The organism is Shewanella sp. TC10 (assembly GCF_009663145.1).
Taxonomy (GTDB): domain Bacteria; phylum Pseudomonadota; class Gammaproteobacteria; order Enterobacterales; family Shewanellaceae; genus Shewanella.
Genome location: NZ_VKHR01000023.1, coordinates 1 through 21,194 on the forward strand (window position 1 = coordinate 1; position 21,194 = coordinate 21,194).

Genomic DNA, 21,194 nt, shown 5'->3' on the forward strand with positions numbered 1-21,194 from the left:
TGTGATATTCCGTTTGACAGTAACAATACAGCTATAGCGAAAGCCATTATTGTTTTGGGTCATGCATTAAAGTTAACTGTTATTGCGGAAGGTGTTGAAACCAAGGAACAGGCTGCTTTTTTATTAGAAAACGGCTGCGATCAAGCGCAAGGATATTATTTTAGTAAACCACAAGTGGCGACTCTATTAACCGAACAATTACCTTCAATTTAATATGCAGCGTATTGTCATAATTTGAATAGGTAACTTCTTAGTCATAGGTTCATATAAACCTCATTAAAAAAGCGATAATTTTCATTATCGCTTTTTTAATGTCTGAAACATAAGCCTATTATTTTGCTTAAGCGTAAGTATCTATAGCACTGCTTTGTTGCTCAGTAGAATTCATACTCGCTATGGTTAATGCCTCAAAGAATACACTTCCTATATCTTCATTAGACATATTTTCAGTGAGTGGTTTTAGTTCATCCAATGATGATTTCAGTTCTGCTTGTTGCTCTTTAGATAATGAGGCAAGCATTTCTGAAACTTCAGTTTGCTGTTCATCTGTTAAGGTCGAAACCGCATCTTCAAGACCAGGTGGTGTAGCGCCTGGTGGTGGAGGTGGTGGCCCTTTAGGCTTGTCAGTAGAGTTGGTATTTATCTGATTTTGAGTGTTCGAGATGTTGATTGATTGAGTATTAATTTGCATAACGGCCTCTATCTTTTTTGACGTTGAGGTGGTTTGTGGTTTTCAGGTACAGCCACTAATTGGTCATCCATCAGCTGACATGTCGCCTCAATTTCATCACCTTTTGGTGTTGTGATGTTCACAACATCATTTTCAGATTTATCTTTGCATAAGGTATACGCTTCTTGCGGCGGTTTACGCATTTGTCTTTGTTGGTCTTGGGCTGATACAGATACTGAGGAACCACAGCTAATAATGACTAATATGATACTTGTTAACATTTTTTTCATGATAGTTTCCTAAGCAATGAAGAGTTTGATGATTGGATCACCATATCAAGTAAATATGCAGGAAATGTGCAGAAATAAAGGAGATTATAATTAGCTTGTGTTACAAACTAGTGGGAAACGTAACAGGAATATATACTCAACAAGTCTCTCATTTTTAAAAGTAATCCATGCTGATTCGACTGAATATATTGTTAACGACTACTTTAGCTTTGGTAAAACGTAAATGAACATTTCTCAAAAGTTATTTTTAGCCTTTGTTGGCTTAACCAGTGTGGTACTTATTGCCACTCTTTCGCTGGCGAGGTGGGGGTTTGATCAAGGGTTTATTAGTTTCATCAATTCGCTTCAACAAGAAAGGTTGGAAGATTTAGCCGTTTCATATGCAGAACTTTATGATAAATCTGATTCAAATTGGAATAACGTCACTGAAAAACAATTAGCAGATATCCTGCGTCAGTATACACCGCAACATGGTCCCATAGATGCCGATAGAAGTGGCCCGCCTCCAAGATTAAAGGGAATGCCACCCAGAGGAGAGGGACGACAATCTATGCCTAAACGACCCGAACGCAATGGCCAGAACGCTATTCCTCCTCATTTAAGAGATAATTTTCCTTCACCTCCCATAAGGCGTGGTCCGCCAACTGCTTTATACTCAAACTCAGGAAAATTACTCGTGGGGAAAGAGTTTAATATTGAAGCATCGATTCCTGTTGATGTCATGTATAACGGGAAAGTAGTGGCTAAGCTTTACACCAAGCCCATTGAGAAAGTGAACAGTATTTCAGCGGAAGCTTTTTCAAAGCAGCAGTTATGGACCAGCTTAGGTATAGGCCTGCTTTGCTTATTATTAGCGAGCTTAATTTCTTGGGTTTTAGCTCGACTGTTATTAGTCCCTGTTAGAGAAGTGGTGAACGGAATTTCACATTTATCTAAAGGCAACTATGCAGAACGCTTTGACGTTAACCGACATGATGAGCTTGGTTTATTAATGAAAGATATCGATCATTTAGCGATGACCTTAGATAAAAACCGAACAGCAAAAAACCGCTGGTTTGCTGATATTTCCCATGAGCTACGAACCCCACTCAGTATTCTGTGTGGTGAAATAGACGCTATAAAAGCTGGCATTAGACCTTTTAACCAACAGCAATTAGCATCATTAGAGCAAGAGGTGATGCGAATTAAGCATTTAGTTGATGATTTATATCAACTTTCTTTATCTGATGTTGGCGGTCTTAAATATCATTTCGAACCCATTGATGTCACTTTATGTGTTGCTGAAACAATGAGCTCTTTAATTGATAAAGTGAATGAAAAAGGATTATCGATCAATTTCATACATACCGAAGAAGTGATTGTTAATGGCGATAAAATGCGCCTTCAGCAGCTTTTCTCCAATGTGATATTAAACGCTGTAGCTTATACGGATAGTCCTGGAAATATTGATGTAGATTTGTTCAAAGAGTCTGGCAGTGTGTTAATACTTATCAATGATACCAAGCCTAGTGTCCCCATCGATGAATGCGAATTATTGTTTGATCCTTTACACAGACAAGACAGCTCGAGAGTGAGAAGAAACAATGGTGCAGGCTTAGGTTTGACCATTAGTCGAAACATTGTAGAAGCCCATGGCGGCAGTATCACTGCTAGACCATCAAACCTAGGTGGTCTTTGCGTCGAAATTAGTTTACCTATCTTTAAAGAGTCCCATTAATTATGAATTTCAGCCATCCAAAAATGAAGGTATTAATTGTCGAAGATGAGCCTAAAATTGCACAAGTTTTAGTGGATTTCCTTAGTCTTGAAGGCTTCGATTCGCAAGTTTTACATGATGGACTTAATGCCGTAGAAACAATTAACCAGGGCAATGTGGACTTTGTGATATTGGATTTGATGTTACCTCATAAAGATGGGTTGTCCATTTGCAAAGAGGTTCGTCAATTTTCCAATATTCCACTATTAATGCTCACAGCGAGAGTAGAGGAAATTGACCGTCTCATTGGCTTAGAAATCGGCGCCGATGACTATGTTTGTAAACCTTTTTCGGCGCGTGAAGTTGTGGCTAGAGTGAAAACCATTTTACGTAGAATAGAAACACCTCCACTCACTAATGAAGATGAAATTGCTTACAAGCATTTATTGATTAATATTCAACGTTTTAAATGCAATGTATCAAGCGTAGAGGTTGATTTAACACCGGTAGAGTTTAGGTTGTTACATACCATGCTTAAACGCCCTGGTGTCGTGCATTCAAGAGATAGCCTTATGCAAGTTTGTTATGTCGATGATAGAGTCGTGAGTTCGCGCACAATTGATAGCCATATTAAAAACCTGCGTTCAAAATTAACAGTTAACAATACCCAAGGTAATCTGCTTCATTCTATTTATGGTGTGGGTTACAAAGTTGAATAAGGGGTTTTAGCCCAATAAGTCACTATGACTAGGGCCTGTTGATCTTTGCTGGTTAAGTTTTGTTCGAAATAAAAGCGTTTTAATCGAGGCGGATGAGTTGATGCCTAGTCATCTAAGCAAAATTCATCCAACAAAGAGTAAAACGCTTTTAGTCGAACCCTTTGGGCAGCGTTTGTTGGTCATTTTAACTGCGTTATCGACTTTTTATGTAGAATAACTACACCACAAAGTCTCTGCCTTGTATAAATGGCCAACAATTCGCTGCAAAAACAACCTTGAAAGATCAACAGGCCCTAGCCCAAATGGTATTCAATATGTAAGCTTTTTACATAAACTCAGTTTGTTTTCTCGCGCCTAGGCATGCTTTTGTTTAGAATAGCCTTGATATATCACTCCCTTTAGCCAAAGCTATTTGGGATAAGTTAACTGAGGTGGACTGTTTTTCTGCCTAGGAGCCTTAATGCAACTGTTCGTAAAAGATTTAACCGTTATCGATTTTTCCTATTTGTGTCCCATTCGTGGCATGGTCGGCGAAAGCTGGATTGTGGATGTATTACTTGATGGCGGCTTAGATGAGCAAAACATGGTACTTGATTTTTCCAAGGTCAAAAAAACCATTAAAAATACCATTGATGATGTTGCCGACCACCGATTACTCATCCCAACAGCATGTAGTGAAGTTCGCTGGCAGCAAAAAGGCGATCGAGTGTGGATGGATTTTTCTAGTAAACTTGGTGATATTCACCTTGCATGTCCATCGCAAGCATTTGCGCTAGTACCTACCGAAGTTATTGACTTTGAGAGTGTAAATTCATTTTTAATTAAAGCACTGCGTGAAGCTTTACCTGATAACGTCGAAGGGATTAGCCTAACGCTACGTAATGAAGTATTAGATACCCCTTATTATCACTACACCCATGGCTTAAGAAAGCATGACGGAAACTGTCAGCGTATCGCTCATGGTCATCGAAGTCCGATCACCGTATTTGAAAATGGTATTGCTGCGCCTAAGTGGGATCAATATTGGGCTGATAGATGGCAAGATATTTATTTAGGTAGCGAAGAAGATGTTGTCGATGTGGCAAGTCTTGTTCTGTCTAAACAAACTATTGTCAGTAATGAAAGTCACTATGGGTTTCATTATCAAGCGCCACAAGGTGACTTTCAATTAGCTATGCCAAAAGCATGCTGTGACATCATTCCCCACGATACTACAGTTGAATTACTAGCACAGTTTATTGCTGAGTCTATGTCAGCGCAGTCACCAAACTCAGAGTTTAAAGTCATCGCTTTTGAAGGGATTGGCAAAGGTGCTATCGCAGTCAAATAAGTGTTTTACTTATTCTAAGCAGTGCGCTCACTCGTTGTGAGTGCACTTTTATCTTAAACAGTCTTTTACGCTTTCCTTAAATGTTATAATCAATCTTTTGCCATCTTTCTTGTGACCAATTTACTGCCAGTCGTTCACTGTGATGATGAGTCTTGCTATTGCCTCATCAATGAATTGAAAACCTGTCATCAACACCCTATGATTGAGCCAATCAAACTAAAAGTATTGAGCAAAGTGTTCAAAATAGAGGAATAAATACGACATGGCTGTGAACAAACCAATAACACTCACCTTATCTTCAATATTCGCACTTTCGCTTTGCTCTTTACCTACTGTCGCTCAAATCAATTTACAAGGTAAGTTTGAACAAGGGGCATTGGTTCGCGGAACAGTCCCAGCAGGTTCAGTGGTTAAATTGAATGGAGAAAAAGTTGACGTTACCGCATCAGGGCAGTTTGCATTTGGTTTTGAGCGTGAAGCTAAAGCTGAGCAAATGTTAGAGGTGGTTTATCCTGATGGACTAACAGAGCTTAAACCTTTGAAGGTTGAAGCTAAAGAGTACAAGATTGATCGCCTTACTGGCATAAGTAAGAAAATCATGAAACCTAATCCAGCAGCTCAAGAAAGGGCGGCTAAAGATGCAAAGCAAACGAGAGCAGCTAGGAACACCTTTAGTGAGCAAACAGCCTTCATGCAAGATTTTATCTGGCCTGTTACTGGCAGAATCTCCGGTGTTTATGGCAGCCAGCGTGTATACAACGGTAAGCCTGGTAGCCCACATTATGGTGTGGATGTAGCAAGACCCACAGGAACGGTAGTGGTATCACCTGCTGATGGTGTCATTACCTTGGCTGAACCCGATATGTTTTATTCTGGTGGCACTTTGATTATCGACCATGGCTACGGCATTAACTCTACTTTTCTTCATTTGAGTAAGCTGTATGCAAAAGTAGGTGATGTGGTTAAGCAAGGACAAGATTTAGCTGAAATTGGTGCTACAGGTCGTGTAACTGGTCCACACCTTGATTGGCGAGTTAACTGGTATCAAATGCGCTTAGATCCGGTAACGATTGTACCGCCAATGTCAGAAGTGCTTGCAGCAGAGAAAGCTGCGCAATAGATTTGATTCGAATGATTGGCAGGCAATTATCATCTAAAGAATGGGTTCAATTTATGATTGAACCCATTTTGATGTCTAATAGATTATTACCATGAGGTGATTAATCTTGCTCGCTGGCAATAATCGCTTCAATGGTTTGTGGGTGCACTTTAACGCAGATGCCATTTTGCTTAAACGCAATTGTAGGGTTGGCTAAACGTTCATTATCACCTTTTGGTGAGCTAAGTTTGACTTTAATATCTGTTTTGCCATCGATGATATTTTGAGTTGATGGGGCTACTTTTATTAACTCTTCTATTAGCTGTTCACATGTGGTTGCATTGGTTGGTAGAACAAGCTCTACGTGCTCCCAGCCTTCTTGGGGATATATCTTATCTGATGGGAAAGGAAGCTCAACACAAGGGACTTTTAAGCCATCTAGCTCCATTGGTGTATTCAACTTAATGATTAATATTGGGCGACCATTAATCATATTGTTAGAAATAACCTGACCGTGTTGCTCAAAGTTTGTTGTCAGGTGCTCAGCAGCATCAACACTATTAACTCTAAGTGCGCAATGATCGCAATCGAGCTGCAAATTATCTAAACCTAATTCTTTTATGAACAAAGTGATACGCTGACTAAAGTCAGGCCAGCTTTTCAATAACTGGGCGTAATCCATATCTAATTCCTGTTACTACGTTGGAAGAGAAAAATGAGTGGAGTGATAATCATGACTATCACTATGGTTATGATTATGGCCAAATTTCGATTGGGGTGCCTTCTTCAATAACACGCCATAGTTCGTCCATTTCTTTGTTTGTTACAGCAATACAACCATTGGTCCAGTTATATTGTTGAGCTTGTTCAGGTGTTAAGCTTGAATTAGGGTTTTGGCCATGGATCATTATCATGCCACCAGGACTCACGCCCAAAGCATTTGCACGGAGGCGATCTTCTTCATTTGGGTATGAAATATGAATCGATTTATAAAAAGCACTATCTGATTTTTTATAATCTAAAACGTAACGACCTTGAGGAGTGCGTTGGTCGCCTTCTTTTAACTTGTGTCCTTGGGGCGCATCACCCATCGCAATTTGATAGGTTTTGATTTTTTGTCCTTGGTGAAATATCGACATACTCGATTCGGACTTATTAACTACCACTAAATCTACTTTTGAAGAATTAAGCTGATCGATTGAAGCATTGGCTAAGGTCGAGCAAAATATGGCTATGAAAATGAAGCATTTAACCAAGTACATGAAGTCTCCAAAAAAGCAGTTTTTTCTAAGTTTGTTTATTGTTAATAGTGTTAACATGAGTATCAGTCGTTAGGCAATCTATCAGAAGAGCGAATAATTGCCATAATGAAATGAAATATTTTATAGATAATACCGTACTTTTACATCAAGTGCGGGATTAAATTGGACGTCATTTCGAGAGAGCTATGACATTAGAAGAAAAACAAGATACCGCTTTTAAAAAACAAATAAGAAAGGTCATCTTTGGCACTGAAACCCGCTCAGGCCGTTGGTTTGACATTGGTTTAATTATTTGTATTTTACTCAGTGTGTTACTCATTATTTTAGATACGATTGACAGTTATCATCAGCAGTATGGTCAAGCTATTTATTACGCCGAGTGGGCTTTTACTTGGTTATTTACTGTTGAATACTTATTAAGGCTGTATGGTTCTGTTAGTCGCTGGGCATACATGAAAAGCTTTTATGGCGTAGTTGATTTGTTGTCAATTTTACCTAGCTTTTTAGCGTTAATATTCCCTGGTGCTAACGTATCACTGGCCTTTAGGATATTGCGTTTATTCAGAATATTCAGGGTACTCAAATTACTCCGCTATTTAAGTGAAGGAAATTTGTTATTAAAAGCTATGGTTCAATCGAGAAGAAAAGTGTTTATTTTCTTCTTCTCTGTGAGCCTGATCATTATGGCGTTAAGTGTCGTAATGTATGTGGTCGAAGGCCCAAATAATGGTTTTAGTTCTATTCCGAAGTCAATGTACTGGACCATAGTGACAATAACGACTGTGGGTTATGGTGACATTACTCCACAAACTAATTTAGGGCAGGCGATAGCTTCCCTGACCATGTTAATTGGTTATTCAATTATTGCTATTCCGACAGGAATTTTAACGGCTGAAATCTCTCATGAGATGGTAGCCGAAAGAGATTTAAGAAAGTGCAGCAATTGCGGCACTCGCGGACATAATTTACAAGCGGTTTACTGTCATCATTGTGGTAGCGAATTAGAACAACCAAATTCAGAAGGGAACCCATGACCGAAGCTAAGTTTGTTCAAGGCTCGATTTTACGTCACATTCTTGTGATGAGCTCTACTGCGGCAGTGGGAATATCAGCACTGTTCGTGGTTGATTTATTAGATATCTTTTTCTTAAGTTTACTCGGTGAGCTAGAACTCGCTGCTGCGGTCGGCTATGCCGGTGCTATTTCTTTTTTCACTACATCAATCGGTATTGGTTTATCTATTGCTTTGGGAGCATTAGTTTCCCGTGCCGTGGGCGCAAAAAACATGGTGTTGGCAAAACGCATGTTACTTAACAGCGCAGTGGTTTCTCTTATCACTAGTGTGCTAGTTGCTGTAACTGTGTTTATTTTTATTCCTGAATTATTGTCTCTTGTTGGTGCTAACGGTGAAACCGCTATTCTTGCTGAGAGTTATCTACGTATATTAGTGCCTTCATTGCCATTTATTTGTTTAGCTATGGCTTTAGGCGGCGCTTTAAGAGCCATAGGTGATGCCAAGCTATCAATGATGTCAACGCTTGCTGGTGGTGGCGTAAATTTAGTATTAGATCCAATATTCATTTTTGCCCTAGGTATGGGGATCGAAGGGGCTGCAGTGGCTTCTGTGTTTGCGCGCATTGCGGTATTTATCATTTCTGCGCGCGGAATTGTAGTGAAGCATAAGATGCTTGGACAGTTTAATCGTCAGCATTTTGTAGAAGACATTCGCACTATTTTTGCCATTGCTTTACCGGCGATGTTAACCAACGTAGCGACCCCTATTGGTAATGCGGTTGTCACCAAAGCTATCGCTGATTTTGGTGATAGTTATGTCGCTGGTTGGGCAGTGTTAGGACGACTAATCCCTGTGTGTTTTGGGATGATATTTGCGCTAAGTGGCGCAGTTGGTCCGATTATTGGCCAAAATTATGGCGCATTGGAGTTTGAGCGAGTAAAGGAAAGTTTGACCAAAGCGATACAGTTTTGTGTGGTGTTTGTTCTAGGGGTTTCAATTATTCTGTTTGCCCTTAAACATCAAATTGTTGCTGCTTTTGATATGCAAGGCGAGGCAGCAGAGTTAATTGTGTTTTTCTGTCAGTACATCGCCATCTTCTTTATTTTTAACGGTATTTTATTTGTTGCTAATGCCTCATTTAATAATTTAGGTAAAGCCAAATACTCGACCTTCTTTAATGTGGGTAAAGCCACTATTGGTACGATTCCATTTGTGTATTTCGGTGCCCAAATTGGTGGCGTTTATGGCGTGTTAATTGGCCAGGCTTTAGGTTCAATCTTATTTGGCCTTGGAGGAGTGTGGGTCGGTTATCGGTTGATTGAAAAAATCACAGTTAAAGAACATGCTCAACATAAGACTGAAATGAACAATGAAAACGATGAGATTGAACTCGAAATGAGTCCAACATCATCGCCGCAATCTTCTTCTTACGTGCATTTAGCGCAACTAAATGAAGAGCCATTGTGTGAAGAAATAATTAGAGATGGCGATTTAGATAATTCGCTTTCATCTAAGGATAAGTAATAACTTTAAACTAAATACAAGGGCCTGTTGATCTTTGCTGGTTAAGTTTTGTTCGAAATAAAAGCGTTTTAATCGAGGCGAATGAATTGATGCCTAGTCATCTAAGCACCTTTTATTCACAAAGATGCATTCAACAAAGAGTAAAACGCTTTTAGTCGAACCCTTCGGGCAGCGTTTGTTGGCCAATTTTACTGCGTTATCGACTTTTTATGTAGAATAACTACACTACAAAGTCTCTGCCTTGTATCAATGACCAACAATTCGCTGCAAAAACAACCTTGAAAAATCAACATGCCCTAGACTAAGTGATTATCGGTAACTCGATAATAGCGGAGTTAGTAAACCAATGTTCTAGTAAACCAAAGCTCAAGTAAATCAATGTTCTAGTAAATCAAAGTTCTAGTAAATCAAAGTTCAAGCAAACAAAAGCCCCGAAAACCTATACGGTTTCGGGGCTTTTTTAGTGTATCTAATTACATTCTAAACCTGTACTAGGCTAGATTATTTATCGGTTACGGATACTTCTTCAGTAACAGCCTCTGTTTGTTCAGCCTGTGCAGCAAGTTTTTGTTGCTCTTCTAGCTCCATTTGAGCACGCACGGCTTTAGAGATATAACCGACTTTAGGATTCTTCTGAGGGTTATCTTTTACAATTTTATTTTGCTTAGCTTTAGCCCGCTTAGCGGTCTTTTTGATCATCAGCTGTTTTCTGTTCATGGGTCTATCTAACTCGCTTCATTGCGCATATGGCGCTTGTATTACTCAGTAAAACAGGTATCTACGATTAGGTTTCAATAGAGTTTATTTCGATTGAAGGTAAATGTGATGACATGTTTTTAAAATGATTTGGGTTAAGTTTAGCTCAAACTGACTAGAGGTTATAGTTAAACCCTTTATTTATCGTATTTCATGGCTGTTTTAAGCAATAGCAGCTGGTGATGTAAATTAATCGTTAATAATTACGGCTAAATTTCTTAATATCTTCTTCTGTTGCGCCATCGTTGCACTCGCCTCGAACTTCCCCGCGACCTTCGCTGACACTTCGGTTGAGCACCATATAACCATCTTTACAATAACCCGTCATATCAATGGTCTTTTTTAAGCCTAGATCAACTTGTTCGCTCCATAACTCTAGACGTTCTTGTCTGCGCTCTTGTTCAATGGCATAACTACGTGCATCTTGACGGCGGCGGTTAACTCTTTGTTGATGGGGAAGAGGATCTTCAATACCGCGATCAGTAGCGGAAGCGACTTTGGCTTGGTAAGTGAATAGCTTGATTCCTTCACCTTTAATGGAGGTGCTGAATTTATCTTTAAATTGTCCAGCGTAAGCTTCAGGTTCAATAGGTGCAGAAGAGCAGGCAGATAGCAGTAGTAAACTAAAAAATAATACAGAGTACTTTGGCACCAGAAATAGTCCTTTATCAAGCTTTAAATAGATTCAATTCATATTAAAACGAAATGGGTTGTAATTGATAGTGTTTGGGTATGTTTGACAATGATTAACTAGGGCCTGTTGAACTTTGCCGGATAAGTTTTGTTCGAAATGAAAGCGTTTTAATCGAGGCGGATGAGTTGATGCCTAGTCATCTAAGCACCTTTTATTCACAAAGATGCATCCAGCAAAAAGTAAAACGCTTTAAGTAGAACCCTTTGGGCTGCGTTTGTTGGTCATTTTTACTGCGTTATCGACTTTTTATGTAGAATAACTACACTACAAAGTCTCTGCCTTGTATAAATGGCCAACAATTCGCTGCAAAAACTACCTTGAAAGATCAACAGGCCCTATCTTATTAAGTTTATATTTCTGCTCGTGAAGTGTCTTTATTTTTACCTATATTACCATTGACCTATATTACCATTGACCTATATTAGCTTGTGACCTTTATTAGCAATGACATTGTGTACCTGATTTAAACCGCTCCACATAGGCACTAAATCCAGTACACAAGGTCAATAGTTTAAATTGAGGCTAAGCGTATTGCTTCTGTAGATAAGCAATAATGTCATTAGACTCATACATCCATTGTGTCTGACCGTCTTTTTCAATTTTTAAACAAGGGACTTTTAGTTGGCCGCCTTCTTTAACGAGTAGTTGTTTATTGGTTTCTTGTTTTGCATCAATAGTAACAATGTTCAAACCTTGACGGCGAATAGCGCGACGTACTTTAACGCAGAAAGGGCATGCAGCATATTGATATAAAGCTAACGCCTTGGTTTGCTCATCCATTTTTGCTTGCTCAGAGACAGGTCGTTGAAATTTTTTACCTGGGAATAAAAAGTTAACTAACAAGATAATGCGGCCAAGAAGCCAACGGATTGCAAACATACCACTTCCTTTAATTATCGAATTTAACAAACTTGCTAAAAACAAATCGTATATTAAGTCATTTTACTTAATTTTCTGCGACAGTTTACGTGATGTTGTTCACAGATAACAGTCATCTGTGAACAGAGCCAGCTTTAATGTCTATTTATACGTCTATTCAGAAAAAGTGGCCTAATTTTAACATTAGCGGATAAAGCCAGTTGGGGTTTATCAGCAACTTTCTATCAGATAAAACTTAAATTCATAACATATCTTGCCATTGCAGGGGCTTAATTTGCATCCAAAGTCAGCAGCGCTTGGGCATCTGTTTGTTCCATATGTACGCGACTTTCTAAGATAAATACTCGGCTTGGGTCAATGTTTGACTGTTCAACTAAATAAGTTTTAACCGTTTTAGCTCTATTTTGAGCCAATAGCCCAAGCTGAGACTGCTCAATTTCTTGCTGGTTCATGGTGAAGTTATATAGAGCAATATGCCAGCGGGTTTGCAGTTCTGCAGTTTCAATTTCTGGGTTTTCTGTTTCAATATTCTGTCTTATTAATTGCGGGTCTAGTTGGGTTTCTGTTTGATATACATTGATTAATGCATCCACTAACGGGCCTTGTTGAGGATATTGACTAGCAGATAAATCTTCTGGTAATGCTGACAATTCCATTTGAGCTTGTGTTGCAAGCTTTTGGTGTAACTCCTGCTGTTGAAGAGCTTGTTGATCGTTAACTAAATCAACACTTCCTTTAATATTAAGCATCAGTAATGGACGATCGTTCAACGCTTTAGCTAATGAAGTTAATGTGGCTTGTTGCTCGCTGGAAATATCAGCCTGACCATATTGAAAGTTTATCTTATCCATTTCATCTTCATCGCCACCGACAAGTCCTGCTAATAATGAAAATGGCGCAGTAATCGCTTTAGTGATGACATTCGTTATTGCTGTCATCACTATGCTGCCAAAACTAAAGCTGGGTGAGTCTAGGTCGCCATCTACATCAACACCTAAATCAATCACACCATGTCTATCTTGTAATAGGGCAATGGCCAAAGTAATCGGTAATGAGGTAGCAAGCGAGCTGTTACTTGGCTTACCAAGTTCTAATTGATCAATAACTAAATGATTACTGCCAACTAATTGGTTATTTTCTAATTGATAATTAAGCGCGAGGGATAACTGACCCTTGTCAATGTAATAACCTGCATAAGTCCCTGAATAAGGATTGATTGAAGTTAATTCAACTTTATTGAACGCTAGGTTCAAATCTAAATAGGGACTCGCCAGTAATGGGTTAACATCGCCTTTTAAAGTAACTGGCGCATATTTATCAATTTTTCCTTCTAAATCAACTGATGCTCGCGTTTCTGGATTGGTCGAAATTTGAGTTATTTCGCCGTTTAACTGTTCAATTCCGGATGCGAAGTTTGGGGTAAGGGAGTTATCTGCAAAAAATGCAGAGCTATCTTTAAAGCCTATGCGTTTAATATCGATTTCGAAAGCGGACTCTTGTGCCATGTTATCGTTAGTTTCAGGGGATTTTAAGTTAGTCGATTTGGTATTAGTCTGCTTTGTTACTTCAAGATTAATCTCATCTGGGTTACTGCTATCTTCGCTTGTAGATTGAACCACAAGATCTGCAATATTAGTGCTTCTGTCTTCAGCAATAATCAATCGGCTAAATAGGCCGTCAAATAAAATCTCATCAATAGCTAAGGATTGCGCTAAGTTATCGAAAGTAAATGCCGTTACTGCCATTGACTCCCAATTCAGTAACGGCTGCTTAAGCAAGTTATCTCTAATCTTTAATTGATTGACAGAGGCTTGTCCTTGATAAACAAAATGCTGTTCAGCATTGGCACTGATATGGCCATTAGTATTGAATAAGCCCGATTCAAGGGTGATATTCATAAATGGCGAAATGTAAGGCTGCAATTTAGTTAAGTTAAGTTTTTGATAGCTAATGTCTGCTTCTAAACTTAATTTTTTTGCATCAAATTGACCTTGGGACGTCAATTCACTCTGTTCATTAATGGTTAAACCTAACTGATAATCAATGGGTAAACTTAAGTCAGATTTTATCGTTTGAGTTGAAAGGTTAATTTCAGATATTTTCCAGAAATTAGCCGTTTTATTGGCTACCGACTCTGTCAATTCGAATTGATAGTTTTCTAAATTGAACTGGTTTAGTGAAACTAACCAAGTCGGTGTCTCATCTGTAGTATCAACAGTTGCAGTATCAACAGCGGTTGGCGCTTGTTCACTAGACTCTTTAGCACTTGCTAACGGAGCATTAGCATCTTTAGCTGTGCTTTCATCATCGACAAAAATGGGAGTAAATAACTCCACTAAATTAATTTTTTCTGGCGCAATTGTTAGCCAAAAGTCTGCATCTGTAGTGCGTAGTTCATCAATATCAATTGTTTGATTTTGAGTTGAGACATTGATGCCGTTTAAAGCGAATAAATCTATCTTACTAACCTGTCGTTTATCATCGTTGGCAGCTATGTTGTCGAGCTTAATATCAGTATTAGAAATCTCAATAGCAAGCGGTGAACTAGCTGATTCAGTATCTGTTGATGAATCCACTGCGCTAGGCTCTTTAATATTGAATGTAGAACTTAGATTTAAATTAGCAGATTGTAATGAGACTTTAAAAAGTGCTTCTACAAAAGACCAATACTGGGTTAAATCCACTTGAATGACTGATAGCTTTCCTTTGGCGTCGATGGGGGATAACTGCACTTGCGACTCTAGGTTAACTTGACCGTTCTGAGCGTCAGTTATGCTGAGTGTTAACTTGTTGGCTTCAGGTACTTCAGATAATAAGGCATCGGTTTTTATTTGTGGCGCCGTTAAGTTGATATTTGGATATTGCAATTGAGTATCAGTGAGCTTATCGACGATTTGTAAGCTGGCATTTTTAAACGCAAATTGATTAATATGAATGGCAACGGGGTTAGAAGGCTCTTCAGTCTCAATGGCTTCATCAGTTTGATTTTTAGCAGCTTGTTCAGCTCTATTATCAAATGTTTCAATTATATCGGTGAAATTAAATTGATAACCAAGCTGTTCGTTGGTTGGCGTTGATTTAGTCTGCGCTGAGCTGTTGAGTGTGGCTATGCGTTCAAGTGCCAGTGTGGTTCCTTCAATGGTTAAGTAATCTAAACTCACATTGAGGTTAAACAAAGAGCGCCAAAACATGATGTCGACGTCGAGCTTGTCTAGATGGAAAAATGCTTTGTTATTGTCTTGTTCATTAATGGTAAATTGGCTAATGCTAACTTCAAAAGTGAAGGGGTTCACTTTAATTGATTCGATGTTAACCGTTCTACCCAGTAACTCAGATAACGAATTAGGTGCTTGCTTGGTAGCAATAAATGGCAGTAACAGCCCTAAGGTTAATACGAAAAGTAAGTAGATAAATGAAAAAATGATCGCAATTTTTTGATAACGAGGGCGATGATTAAAGGCAATTTTCAATGTGTTTAACAACGGCATCATAGGGGCGACTGCTTATAGTAAGTTTTAGACAGTAGTTGTTTAGACATTTTAACGAATTTAAGGTTCAGTTACTCGTTTGTTTTAGATTTATTTACAAATTTTCTTCATAAGCTTTTTTAAATGGACAAAAGTGGTATTTATATTTAAGCTAATGTATTAATGAGTATTTTAAGTGTTAACGTAACGGTTTGCTGCAAGTGATTTATCGACAGATATACAAAGGCGAGAAACATTATGTTGCTCCTTTGTTGTGTTTTACCTGTGCAAACCAAGTAACGTAAAATCGATACTTTAGGCGTGACTTTCATTAAATGCCACAACCTAAGCAACCATTTTCAAGGACGAAATAATGCAGATTCGCCTAGCATCAGAGTTAGACACCGACGTTTTAGTGAGTTTATTTGATGACTACCGTCAGAGTATGGGGTTTCAATCTGAACCTAAAAAATGCCTTCAGTTTATTAAAACTCGCTTAGTTGAAAATGACTCTATGATTTTGATGGCATGGGAGCTGCAAAAGTGTCTCGGTTTTGTGCAACTTTATCCTTCATATTCTTCATTGTTACTCAAGCCTGTTTGGTATTTTGATGATGTATTTGTGGATGTATCTCGTCGTGGTGAAGGCATTGCCACTCAGTTAATCGAAAAAGCAAAAATGCTAGCAGCTGGAACAGAAGTGATGTTAGTTAAGCGGACGAAAGTACTTGATAACGAGCTCGAAGGAAGTTTATCGAATATGACTGAATCTGAAGGAATGTACTTGTACCATTCAGGTCTGTAGTTAAATTTATTAAATAGTCAGTAGCATCTAGCCTTTGGAAATTGATAAAATACCAAAGGTTTTTTTATGTCCGAGGATTTAAGGTTGAACAAGAGTTTAGTGACGAATGTCATTGCCGCAGCATTAGTATTAATTGGTTACTTTGCTGAAATCACCATGGTGTTTACCATTGGTTTATTTGCTTTGTCTGGCGCAGTAACAAACTGGCTAGCTGTGCATATGTTATTTGAAAAAGTCCCTGGATTATATGGCTCTGGCGTTATTCCATCACGCTTTGAAGAGTTTAAAGCTGGCATTAAACATCTGATGATGGAACAGTTTTTTACTCAAGAGAACATAGATCGTTTACTGACTGAAAACAGCGCGAGTGCTATCGATTTAACACCTGTGATTGATAAAGTTGATTTAGCGCCTTCGTTTGATGCGCTTGTGACGACCGTTGAGAACTCTTCTTTTGGTGGTATGTTATCCATGTTTGGCGGAACAGAAGCGCTTATTCCGTTGAAAGAACCTTTTATTGATAAAATGAAGCAGTCGCTGACAGAGCTGACTCAAAGCGAAGAGTTTAACCAAATTTTAATCAATGAACTTGAGCAGCCTAATGTGATGGCTGACTTACAAGGTAAGGTCTCAAATATTGTCGATCAACGTCTTGATGAATTAACCCCGGTTATGGTGAAAGATATTATTCAAGAAATGATCCGCAAGCATCTCGGTTGGTTAGTGGTATGGGGTGGGGTATTTGGCGGCTTAATTGGTGCTTTAGCAGCAGTACTTCAATCTTAATTGACTCATTGGCATGAAGTGAGCGTGAAGGAAGTGTGAGATTAACTACAACGCTTTGGCTTTCGTTTATCGCTAATTTCCCAACCCGTTCGACAATCTGCTTAAATTCCTCTATTTTGAAATAAGGTCGCTTAGGTTGTAGCGGTATAGATCTGTTAACCAAATAAGGGGTTACTTATGTCTAAACACCATAAAATTAACTACTTAGAAATACCTGCTTTAGATTTAGTTAAAACAAAGGCGTTTTTTACTGACGTATTTGGTTGGCATTTTAAAGACTATGGCCCTGAATACAGTTGCTTTTTGGATGTCGGTATTGATGGTGGTTTTTACCAAGCAGAACAAGGATTTAATTTGGGTACAGGTTGCCCATTGATTGTACTTTATAGTCAATGCCTTGAAACCAGTGAACGCAAAGTACTGGCTGCTGGTGGTGAAATCCTCAAACCCGTATTTAGCTTTCCTGGTGGCAAGCGTTTTCACTTTGCAGATATTAATGGGAATGAGTATGCCGTCTGGTCTGAATGAACCTCGTTCACCCTGTGTAGCCAATTGTTGCCTTGATCAACAAGATACTTGTTTAGGGTGTCTTAGAACCCATCAAGAAATATTGGCTTGGCACAAAATGACTATTGATGATAAAAATGCCCACTTAACGGATTTAGCAATGAGAGCGGCTCTAGCTAAAAAGCGCCGCCAGTATTAGGTCGCTAAATAGTAGGGCATTTATTATATTCACAGACTGTGAAAGCTAAGCTTCAATTTCTGTCTTGAATATTGAAAATCCACGAGCTTGATAGTTTTTTAAAGCACTAGGATGGTCAAGAGAGCAAGTGTGAACCCAAACTCTTTGGGTATTTTCAAGTGACCATGCTTTTTCGATAGCTTGGCTAAGTAAATACCCACCCATGCCTTTACCAATATAGCGAACCCCAAGTCCGAAGTACATTATCTCGACGTTTCCATCTTCTTGTTGCTGCAGCTCAAAGTAACCCGCTGGAGAGCCTTCAAAGTACGCGACATATAAATGAAGCTTATTATCTTCGCTATACTGCTGCCATTGTGCTTCACTCCAGCCCAACTTGTCAGTCCATTCCCAAGCTGCGCCAACAAACTGATACAAGAAACGATTATATTCAAATTGCGGAACCTCAGCTTTTGTCACTGTTAACCCTTTTGCATCAGTTTTTGCGTTTAATTGATTTACATGGGTCATTTCTAAATGAAAAATAGTTACATCAGACATGGAAAACCTTTAAAAATTAGTAGGAACAGTGACTTTAAGATTGGAGGCTTCAACTTACAGGTTTTAAAGGCGAATTATCTTTAATCATGACCAAAACTGCAATATAAATTAGTGCTAAAGGAGGAAAGAAAGCGAGTAAAAAACCAATCGTAGTGGCTAGTTTAGGTGAAGACGTTTTTTTACTCCCTAATTTATAACTGCTCCAAGTAATAAAAATCGTAAATGGTAACCAAAGCAGCATCACTAATTGTCCAATAAAAGTGGCATTAATTGACATTATTTAATCCTTTAAATATTGAATTTATAACTAATTGTTAAAATAGCATTGAAAATATAGTGTATAAACAATAATAAAAAAGCCATCGACAGTCGATGGCTTTATTAAAAATAGGCTGTTTATAACAGTTAATAAGCACTGTCATGGACGTTTTTAACGGCACGTCCAGATGGGTCGTTAATGCTCTGTAAGCTTCTCTTACAGTAGCGTTCAGAGAGGGGAGGAACAAACAACTGTTTTAATAGCAGGTACTGTTTCATTTCAGAATATTTTTAAAGCTTTATGTTGAGCTTTGGGGAAAATAGAACTCTGCAGGGATAATATTTTTCAGTATTCACTAATTGTTCTAAATCTACTATGAGTTTTTTTTGAGCTTCACTTTCACCTAACACTTCCTGGTTATCTAGCCAATTACTGGCGAACTCTTCATCAACTAGCATAATTAAATTTGCATAAGGCGGTAAACTAATAAATTGATCTGATCTGAATTTGTTGATTTGCCTTTGTATTTCTTCTGCTGCTTTTTCGTTGTTTTCATTTTGATATGTGTTTTTGAGTATTGAGTACCCGAAAGCCTGATTCGAGACAGTCGTTGGTCTTTCAACTATGTTTCTACCAACGGTTAGGCAGGCATTTGACGTTTTAACATCATTATCTTCATTGTTACACCAAGTTGTTATAGGTGACAATATAGCAGGGATGGTAGCTGCTTCCACTCCTATAGCTGTAATTAAATTCGAGCCAAAGTGGCCAAATTGGTTATTCTCCATTATTTGTGTAAATAGCTTGATTCGCTTGGCATAGTTGTTAGAAAAAAAAGTGCTTTCGTCTAAATTGGTGATAGCTTCATATATTTGAGCATCATTTTTTTGGGATATAAAGTAAGCTGTAGCTGCTAACCAAAAAGCGCCATCTTTTTTAACCGTTTCCGATGTACTTTCGATCAAGTTTTCATTGCATATTGGGTTATTTGAATTAGTTACACACTCACCGATAAGGCTTATACGAGATACTGGTTCCTCAGGATTATTTAAACTAAATTGATAAAGGTTGTCTAACCTTGAACCTTCCTGAGGGCTTGAAAATAACGCAAAACCCAATTTATCCTCAGCTAAAGTTGATTTTTCTAGCCCATCTATAATTGATTTCGGGTTATCAAAAGGAGCATTTAATCTTTCTGTATCAACACCGCATTGTGACAATAAATCCATTACCTCTGATTCTGATAATATTATTTCAGGTTCAGCATTTTTTATGACGTTAGCTTTATCATCTTGCATTGTCACTTTGGTTTCGAGCTGTTCGGAGAAGTTTTGCGGAGTGGTTAAGGTTTTTTCTTTTTTGCTATTTACTAAGGGCTCACTTAGCTTACTAAAGTGATTAAACATTACAATAGTTCCAATAGATATAATGATTACTATCGATACGATACCTTTGTTTATCATTTTGTAGCGAACTCCCTGTGACTATAAAAATATAATTTTAAATCCTTTATTTTTATTACTTTGTATTAATTCAAAACTAAGGTCAAGGCATAGTAATTTAAGATGATGTAATTGATTTACCTAAGGGAAATCAATTTTAGCTAATGCAGGGTAATGTATTCTTCTTTGGATAAACAAAATATTTAACCCAGCATTCAGATAATAACTGCGACACTCTTAACTGAGGTATAGAGGAGCTAACTGAAGAAAGTGGTAGGCTTTATTTCGCCAAAGAAAAAAGAGTATCACTATGAGTTATAAGCAGTTGACTGAGGGAGGAAGATATCAGATTTCAGCCCTTTTGGAAGGAGATATTTCAGTATCAGACATTGCAGGCGCAGTAAAATGTCATCGTTCAACCGTTTATCTAGAATTGAAGCGTGGTTGTAATAATTCGCAGTATTCACCTGTGGTAGCGCACCAGTTATCAGTGATGAAACGACGTTATGCAACCAAGTATCGAATACCACAACATCGTATCGATTCTACTGAGGTTTTACTCACCAATGACTGGAGCCCTGGGCAAATATCGAACGTGTTAACCCATGTGGGTGCTAATGTAAATCATGAATGGATTTATCGTTTCATTGCGCTCGATAAGAGGCAAGGCGGCAAGCTATACCGTCACTTGCGTCAGGGGCATAAAAGGTATCGACGAGGTAAAAAAGAACGCAAACCTGTCATTAAGAATGCAGTTTCTATAGATGAAAGACCAGAGGTTGTTGATAAGCGTGAGCGTTTTGGTGACTGGGAAATTGATACTGTTTTGGGTAAGCATGGAACTGGGGTAATAGTGACAATTTTAGAACGAGAAACACGTTTTTACCTAGCCAAGAAAGTGCCTTCAAAATCAGCAGAAGATGTCTCTAGAGCAACAATCGTACAAGCAGTTCGTTCATACAATAACGGCTGACAATGGTCGAAAATTTACAGGCCACCAAGACATAGCTAAGGCACTAGAAACAGATGTGTACTTCGCCCACCCATACAGCTCCTGGGAACGTGGTGCGAATGAAAACGCCAATGGTCTGTTTAGGCGATATGTTAAAAAAGTTACCGATTTAAGCAAAGTAAGTGATGAGACTATTGTGTTTGCAATGAACAGAATTAACTGCAGACCAAGGAAGTGTTTGAAGTTTAAGCAGCCAGCTTTTGTATTTAAACAACTAGCCGCTTAATTTACCGAGTGTCGCAC

Annotated in this window: 22 protein-coding genes and 1 pseudogene; 12 read left to right on the forward strand and 11 right to left on the reverse strand. The window is 38.4% G+C overall.

What is annotated here, in order from left to right:
• Positions 1 to 213 (forward strand): EAL domain-containing protein (locus FNZ24_RS09800; protein ID WP_153914306.1); only part of this gene is annotated, 213 nt, incomplete at its 5' end.
• Between the two features lie 127 nt (positions 214 to 340).
• On the opposite strand, the gene FNZ24_RS09805 is transcribed toward FNZ24_RS09800, so the two are convergent.
• Together FNZ24_RS09805 and FNZ24_RS09810 are read right to left on the reverse strand one after the other, a co-directional pair.
• On the reverse strand, positions 341 to 691 hold the full coding sequence (locus FNZ24_RS09805) for a hypothetical protein (protein WP_153914307.1): 351 nt from the start codon (positions 689 to 691) through the stop codon (positions 341 to 343).
• 8 nt (positions 692 to 699) lie between these two features.
• A complete protein-coding gene (locus FNZ24_RS09810) occupies positions 700 to 960 on the reverse strand; it encodes a hypothetical protein (protein ID WP_228768442.1) in 261 nt (86 codons plus the stop codon).
• 223 nt (positions 961 to 1,183) lie between these two features.
• Here FNZ24_RS09810 and FNZ24_RS09815 point away from each other — a divergent pair, with 223 nt between their 5' ends.
• From FNZ24_RS09815 to FNZ24_RS09830, 4 genes are all read left to right on the forward strand, one after another.
• Positions 1,184 to 2,677 carry an ATP-binding protein gene (locus FNZ24_RS09815; RefSeq protein WP_153914308.1) on the forward strand — a complete coding sequence of 498 codons (1,494 nt, stop codon included), beginning with the start codon at positions 1,184 to 1,186 and terminating at the stop codon, positions 2,675 to 2,677.
• Positions 2,678 to 2,679: 2 nt separating this feature from the next.
• Complete coding sequence (locus FNZ24_RS09820; RefSeq protein WP_153914309.1) at positions 2,680 to 3,375, forward strand: response regulator; 696 nt, start codon at positions 2,680 to 2,682, stop codon at positions 3,373 to 3,375.
• 460 nt (positions 3,376 to 3,835) lie between these two features.
• Positions 3,836 to 4,705, forward strand: a complete 870-nt coding sequence (locus FNZ24_RS09825; RefSeq protein WP_153914310.1) for a 6-carboxytetrahydropterin synthase — start codon at positions 3,836 to 3,838, stop codon at positions 4,703 to 4,705.
• Positions 4,706 to 4,967: 262 nt separating this feature from the next.
• A complete protein-coding gene (locus FNZ24_RS09830; RefSeq protein ID WP_153914311.1) occupies positions 4,968 to 5,825 on the forward strand; it encodes a M23 family metallopeptidase in 858 nt (285 codons plus the stop codon).
• A 100-nt stretch (positions 5,826 to 5,925) separates the two neighbouring features.
• On the opposite strand, the gene FNZ24_RS09835 is transcribed toward FNZ24_RS09830, so the two are convergent.
• Positions 5,926 to 6,486 (reverse strand): VOC family protein, encoded by a 561-nt coding sequence (locus FNZ24_RS09835; protein WP_153914312.1) that lies wholly within the window; start codon positions 6,484 to 6,486, stop codon positions 5,926 to 5,928.
• Positions 6,487 to 6,559: 73 nt separating this feature from the next.
• Positions 6,560 to 7,066 carry a L,D-transpeptidase family protein gene (locus tag FNZ24_RS09840; RefSeq protein WP_153914313.1) on the reverse strand — a complete coding sequence of 169 codons (507 nt, stop codon included), beginning with the start codon at positions 7,064 to 7,066 and terminating at the stop codon, positions 6,560 to 6,562.
• 185 nt (positions 7,067 to 7,251) lie between these two features.
• Between FNZ24_RS09840 and FNZ24_RS09845 the strand changes: the two genes are divergently transcribed.
• Positions 7,252 to 8,100: an ion transporter gene (locus FNZ24_RS09845; RefSeq protein WP_153914314.1), complete on the forward strand. Its 849-nt coding sequence runs from the start codon at positions 7,252 to 7,254 to the stop codon at positions 8,098 to 8,100.
• The gene (locus FNZ24_RS09850) at positions 8,097 to 9,605 is read left to right on the forward strand and encodes an MATE family efflux transporter (protein ID WP_153914315.1); all 1,509 of its coding nucleotides are present in this window, start codon (positions 8,097 to 8,099) and stop codon (positions 9,603 to 9,605) included. Before FNZ24_RS09845 ends, FNZ24_RS09850 begins: the two co-directional genes overlap by 4 nt.
• A 501-nt stretch (positions 9,606 to 10,106) precedes the next feature.
• Here FNZ24_RS09850 and FNZ24_RS09855 read toward each other — a convergent pair.
• From FNZ24_RS09855 to FNZ24_RS09870, 4 genes are all read right to left on the reverse strand, one after another.
• Positions 10,107 to 10,322: a DUF2986 domain-containing protein gene (locus FNZ24_RS09855; RefSeq protein ID WP_153914316.1), complete on the reverse strand. Its 216-nt coding sequence runs from the start codon at positions 10,320 to 10,322 to the stop codon at positions 10,107 to 10,109.
• Between the two features lie 235 nt (positions 10,323 to 10,557).
• Positions 10,558 to 11,013: a hypothetical protein gene (locus FNZ24_RS09860; RefSeq protein ID WP_228768443.1), complete on the reverse strand. Its 456-nt coding sequence runs from the start codon at positions 11,011 to 11,013 to the stop codon at positions 10,558 to 10,560.
• Between the two features lie 564 nt (positions 11,014 to 11,577).
• Positions 11,578 to 11,934 (reverse strand): glutathione S-transferase N-terminal domain-containing protein, encoded by a 357-nt coding sequence (locus FNZ24_RS09865; RefSeq protein WP_153914318.1) that lies wholly within the window; start codon positions 11,932 to 11,934, stop codon positions 11,578 to 11,580.
• A 269-nt stretch (positions 11,935 to 12,203) separates the two neighbouring features.
• On the reverse strand, positions 12,204 to 15,425 hold the full coding sequence (locus FNZ24_RS09870; protein ID WP_153914319.1) for a DUF748 domain-containing protein: 3,222 nt from the start codon (positions 15,423 to 15,425) through the stop codon (positions 12,204 to 12,206).
• Positions 15,426 to 15,774: 349 nt separating this feature from the next.
• On the opposite strand from FNZ24_RS09870, the gene FNZ24_RS09875 reads away from it, so the two are divergent.
• The 4 genes from FNZ24_RS09875 (at position 15,775) to FNZ24_RS09890 (ending at position 17,698) form a co-directional block, all read left to right on the forward strand.
• Complete coding sequence (locus tag FNZ24_RS09875; RefSeq protein ID WP_153914320.1) at positions 15,775 to 16,206, forward strand: GNAT family N-acetyltransferase; 432 nt, start codon at positions 15,775 to 15,777, stop codon at positions 16,204 to 16,206.
• A gap of 84 nt (positions 16,207 to 16,290) precedes the next feature.
• Positions 16,291 to 16,992 carry a DUF445 domain-containing protein gene (locus tag FNZ24_RS09880; RefSeq protein WP_153914360.1) on the forward strand — a complete coding sequence of 234 codons (702 nt, stop codon included), beginning with the start codon at positions 16,291 to 16,293 and terminating at the stop codon, positions 16,990 to 16,992.
• Between the two features lie 177 nt (positions 16,993 to 17,169).
• Positions 17,170 to 17,520: a VOC family protein gene (locus FNZ24_RS09885; RefSeq protein ID WP_153914321.1), complete on the forward strand. Its 351-nt coding sequence runs from the start codon at positions 17,170 to 17,172 to the stop codon at positions 17,518 to 17,520.
• The gene (locus FNZ24_RS09890) at positions 17,501 to 17,698 is read left to right on the forward strand and encodes a DUF1289 domain-containing protein (RefSeq protein ID WP_153914322.1); all 198 of its coding nucleotides are present in this window, start codon (positions 17,501 to 17,503) and stop codon (positions 17,696 to 17,698) included. The genes FNZ24_RS09885 and FNZ24_RS09890 overlap by 20 nt, the downstream gene beginning before the upstream one ends.
• 45 nt (positions 17,699 to 17,743) lie before the next feature.
• On the opposite strand, the gene FNZ24_RS09895 is transcribed toward FNZ24_RS09890, so the two are convergent.
• The 3 genes from FNZ24_RS09895 to FNZ24_RS09905 form a co-directional block, all read right to left on the reverse strand.
• Complete coding sequence (locus tag FNZ24_RS09895) at positions 17,744 to 18,238, reverse strand: GNAT family N-acetyltransferase (RefSeq protein ID WP_153914323.1); 495 nt, start codon at positions 18,236 to 18,238, stop codon at positions 17,744 to 17,746.
• Between the two features lie 49 nt (positions 18,239 to 18,287).
• Positions 18,288 to 18,515, reverse strand: coding sequence for a hypothetical protein (locus FNZ24_RS09900; protein WP_153914324.1), 228 nt, complete (start codon positions 18,513 to 18,515; stop codon positions 18,288 to 18,290).
• A gap of 272 nt (positions 18,516 to 18,787) precedes the next feature.
• Entirely contained in the window at positions 18,788 to 19,960 is a 1,173-nt protein-coding gene (locus tag FNZ24_RS09905; RefSeq protein ID WP_153914325.1) for a hypothetical protein, read from the reverse strand.
• A gap of 352 nt (positions 19,961 to 20,312) precedes the next feature.
• Between FNZ24_RS09905 and FNZ24_RS09910 the strand changes: the two are divergent.
• A pseudogene (locus FNZ24_RS09910) lies at positions 20,313 to 21,177 on the forward strand (IS30 family transposase).
• Positions 21,178 to 21,194: the final 17 nt, after the last annotated feature.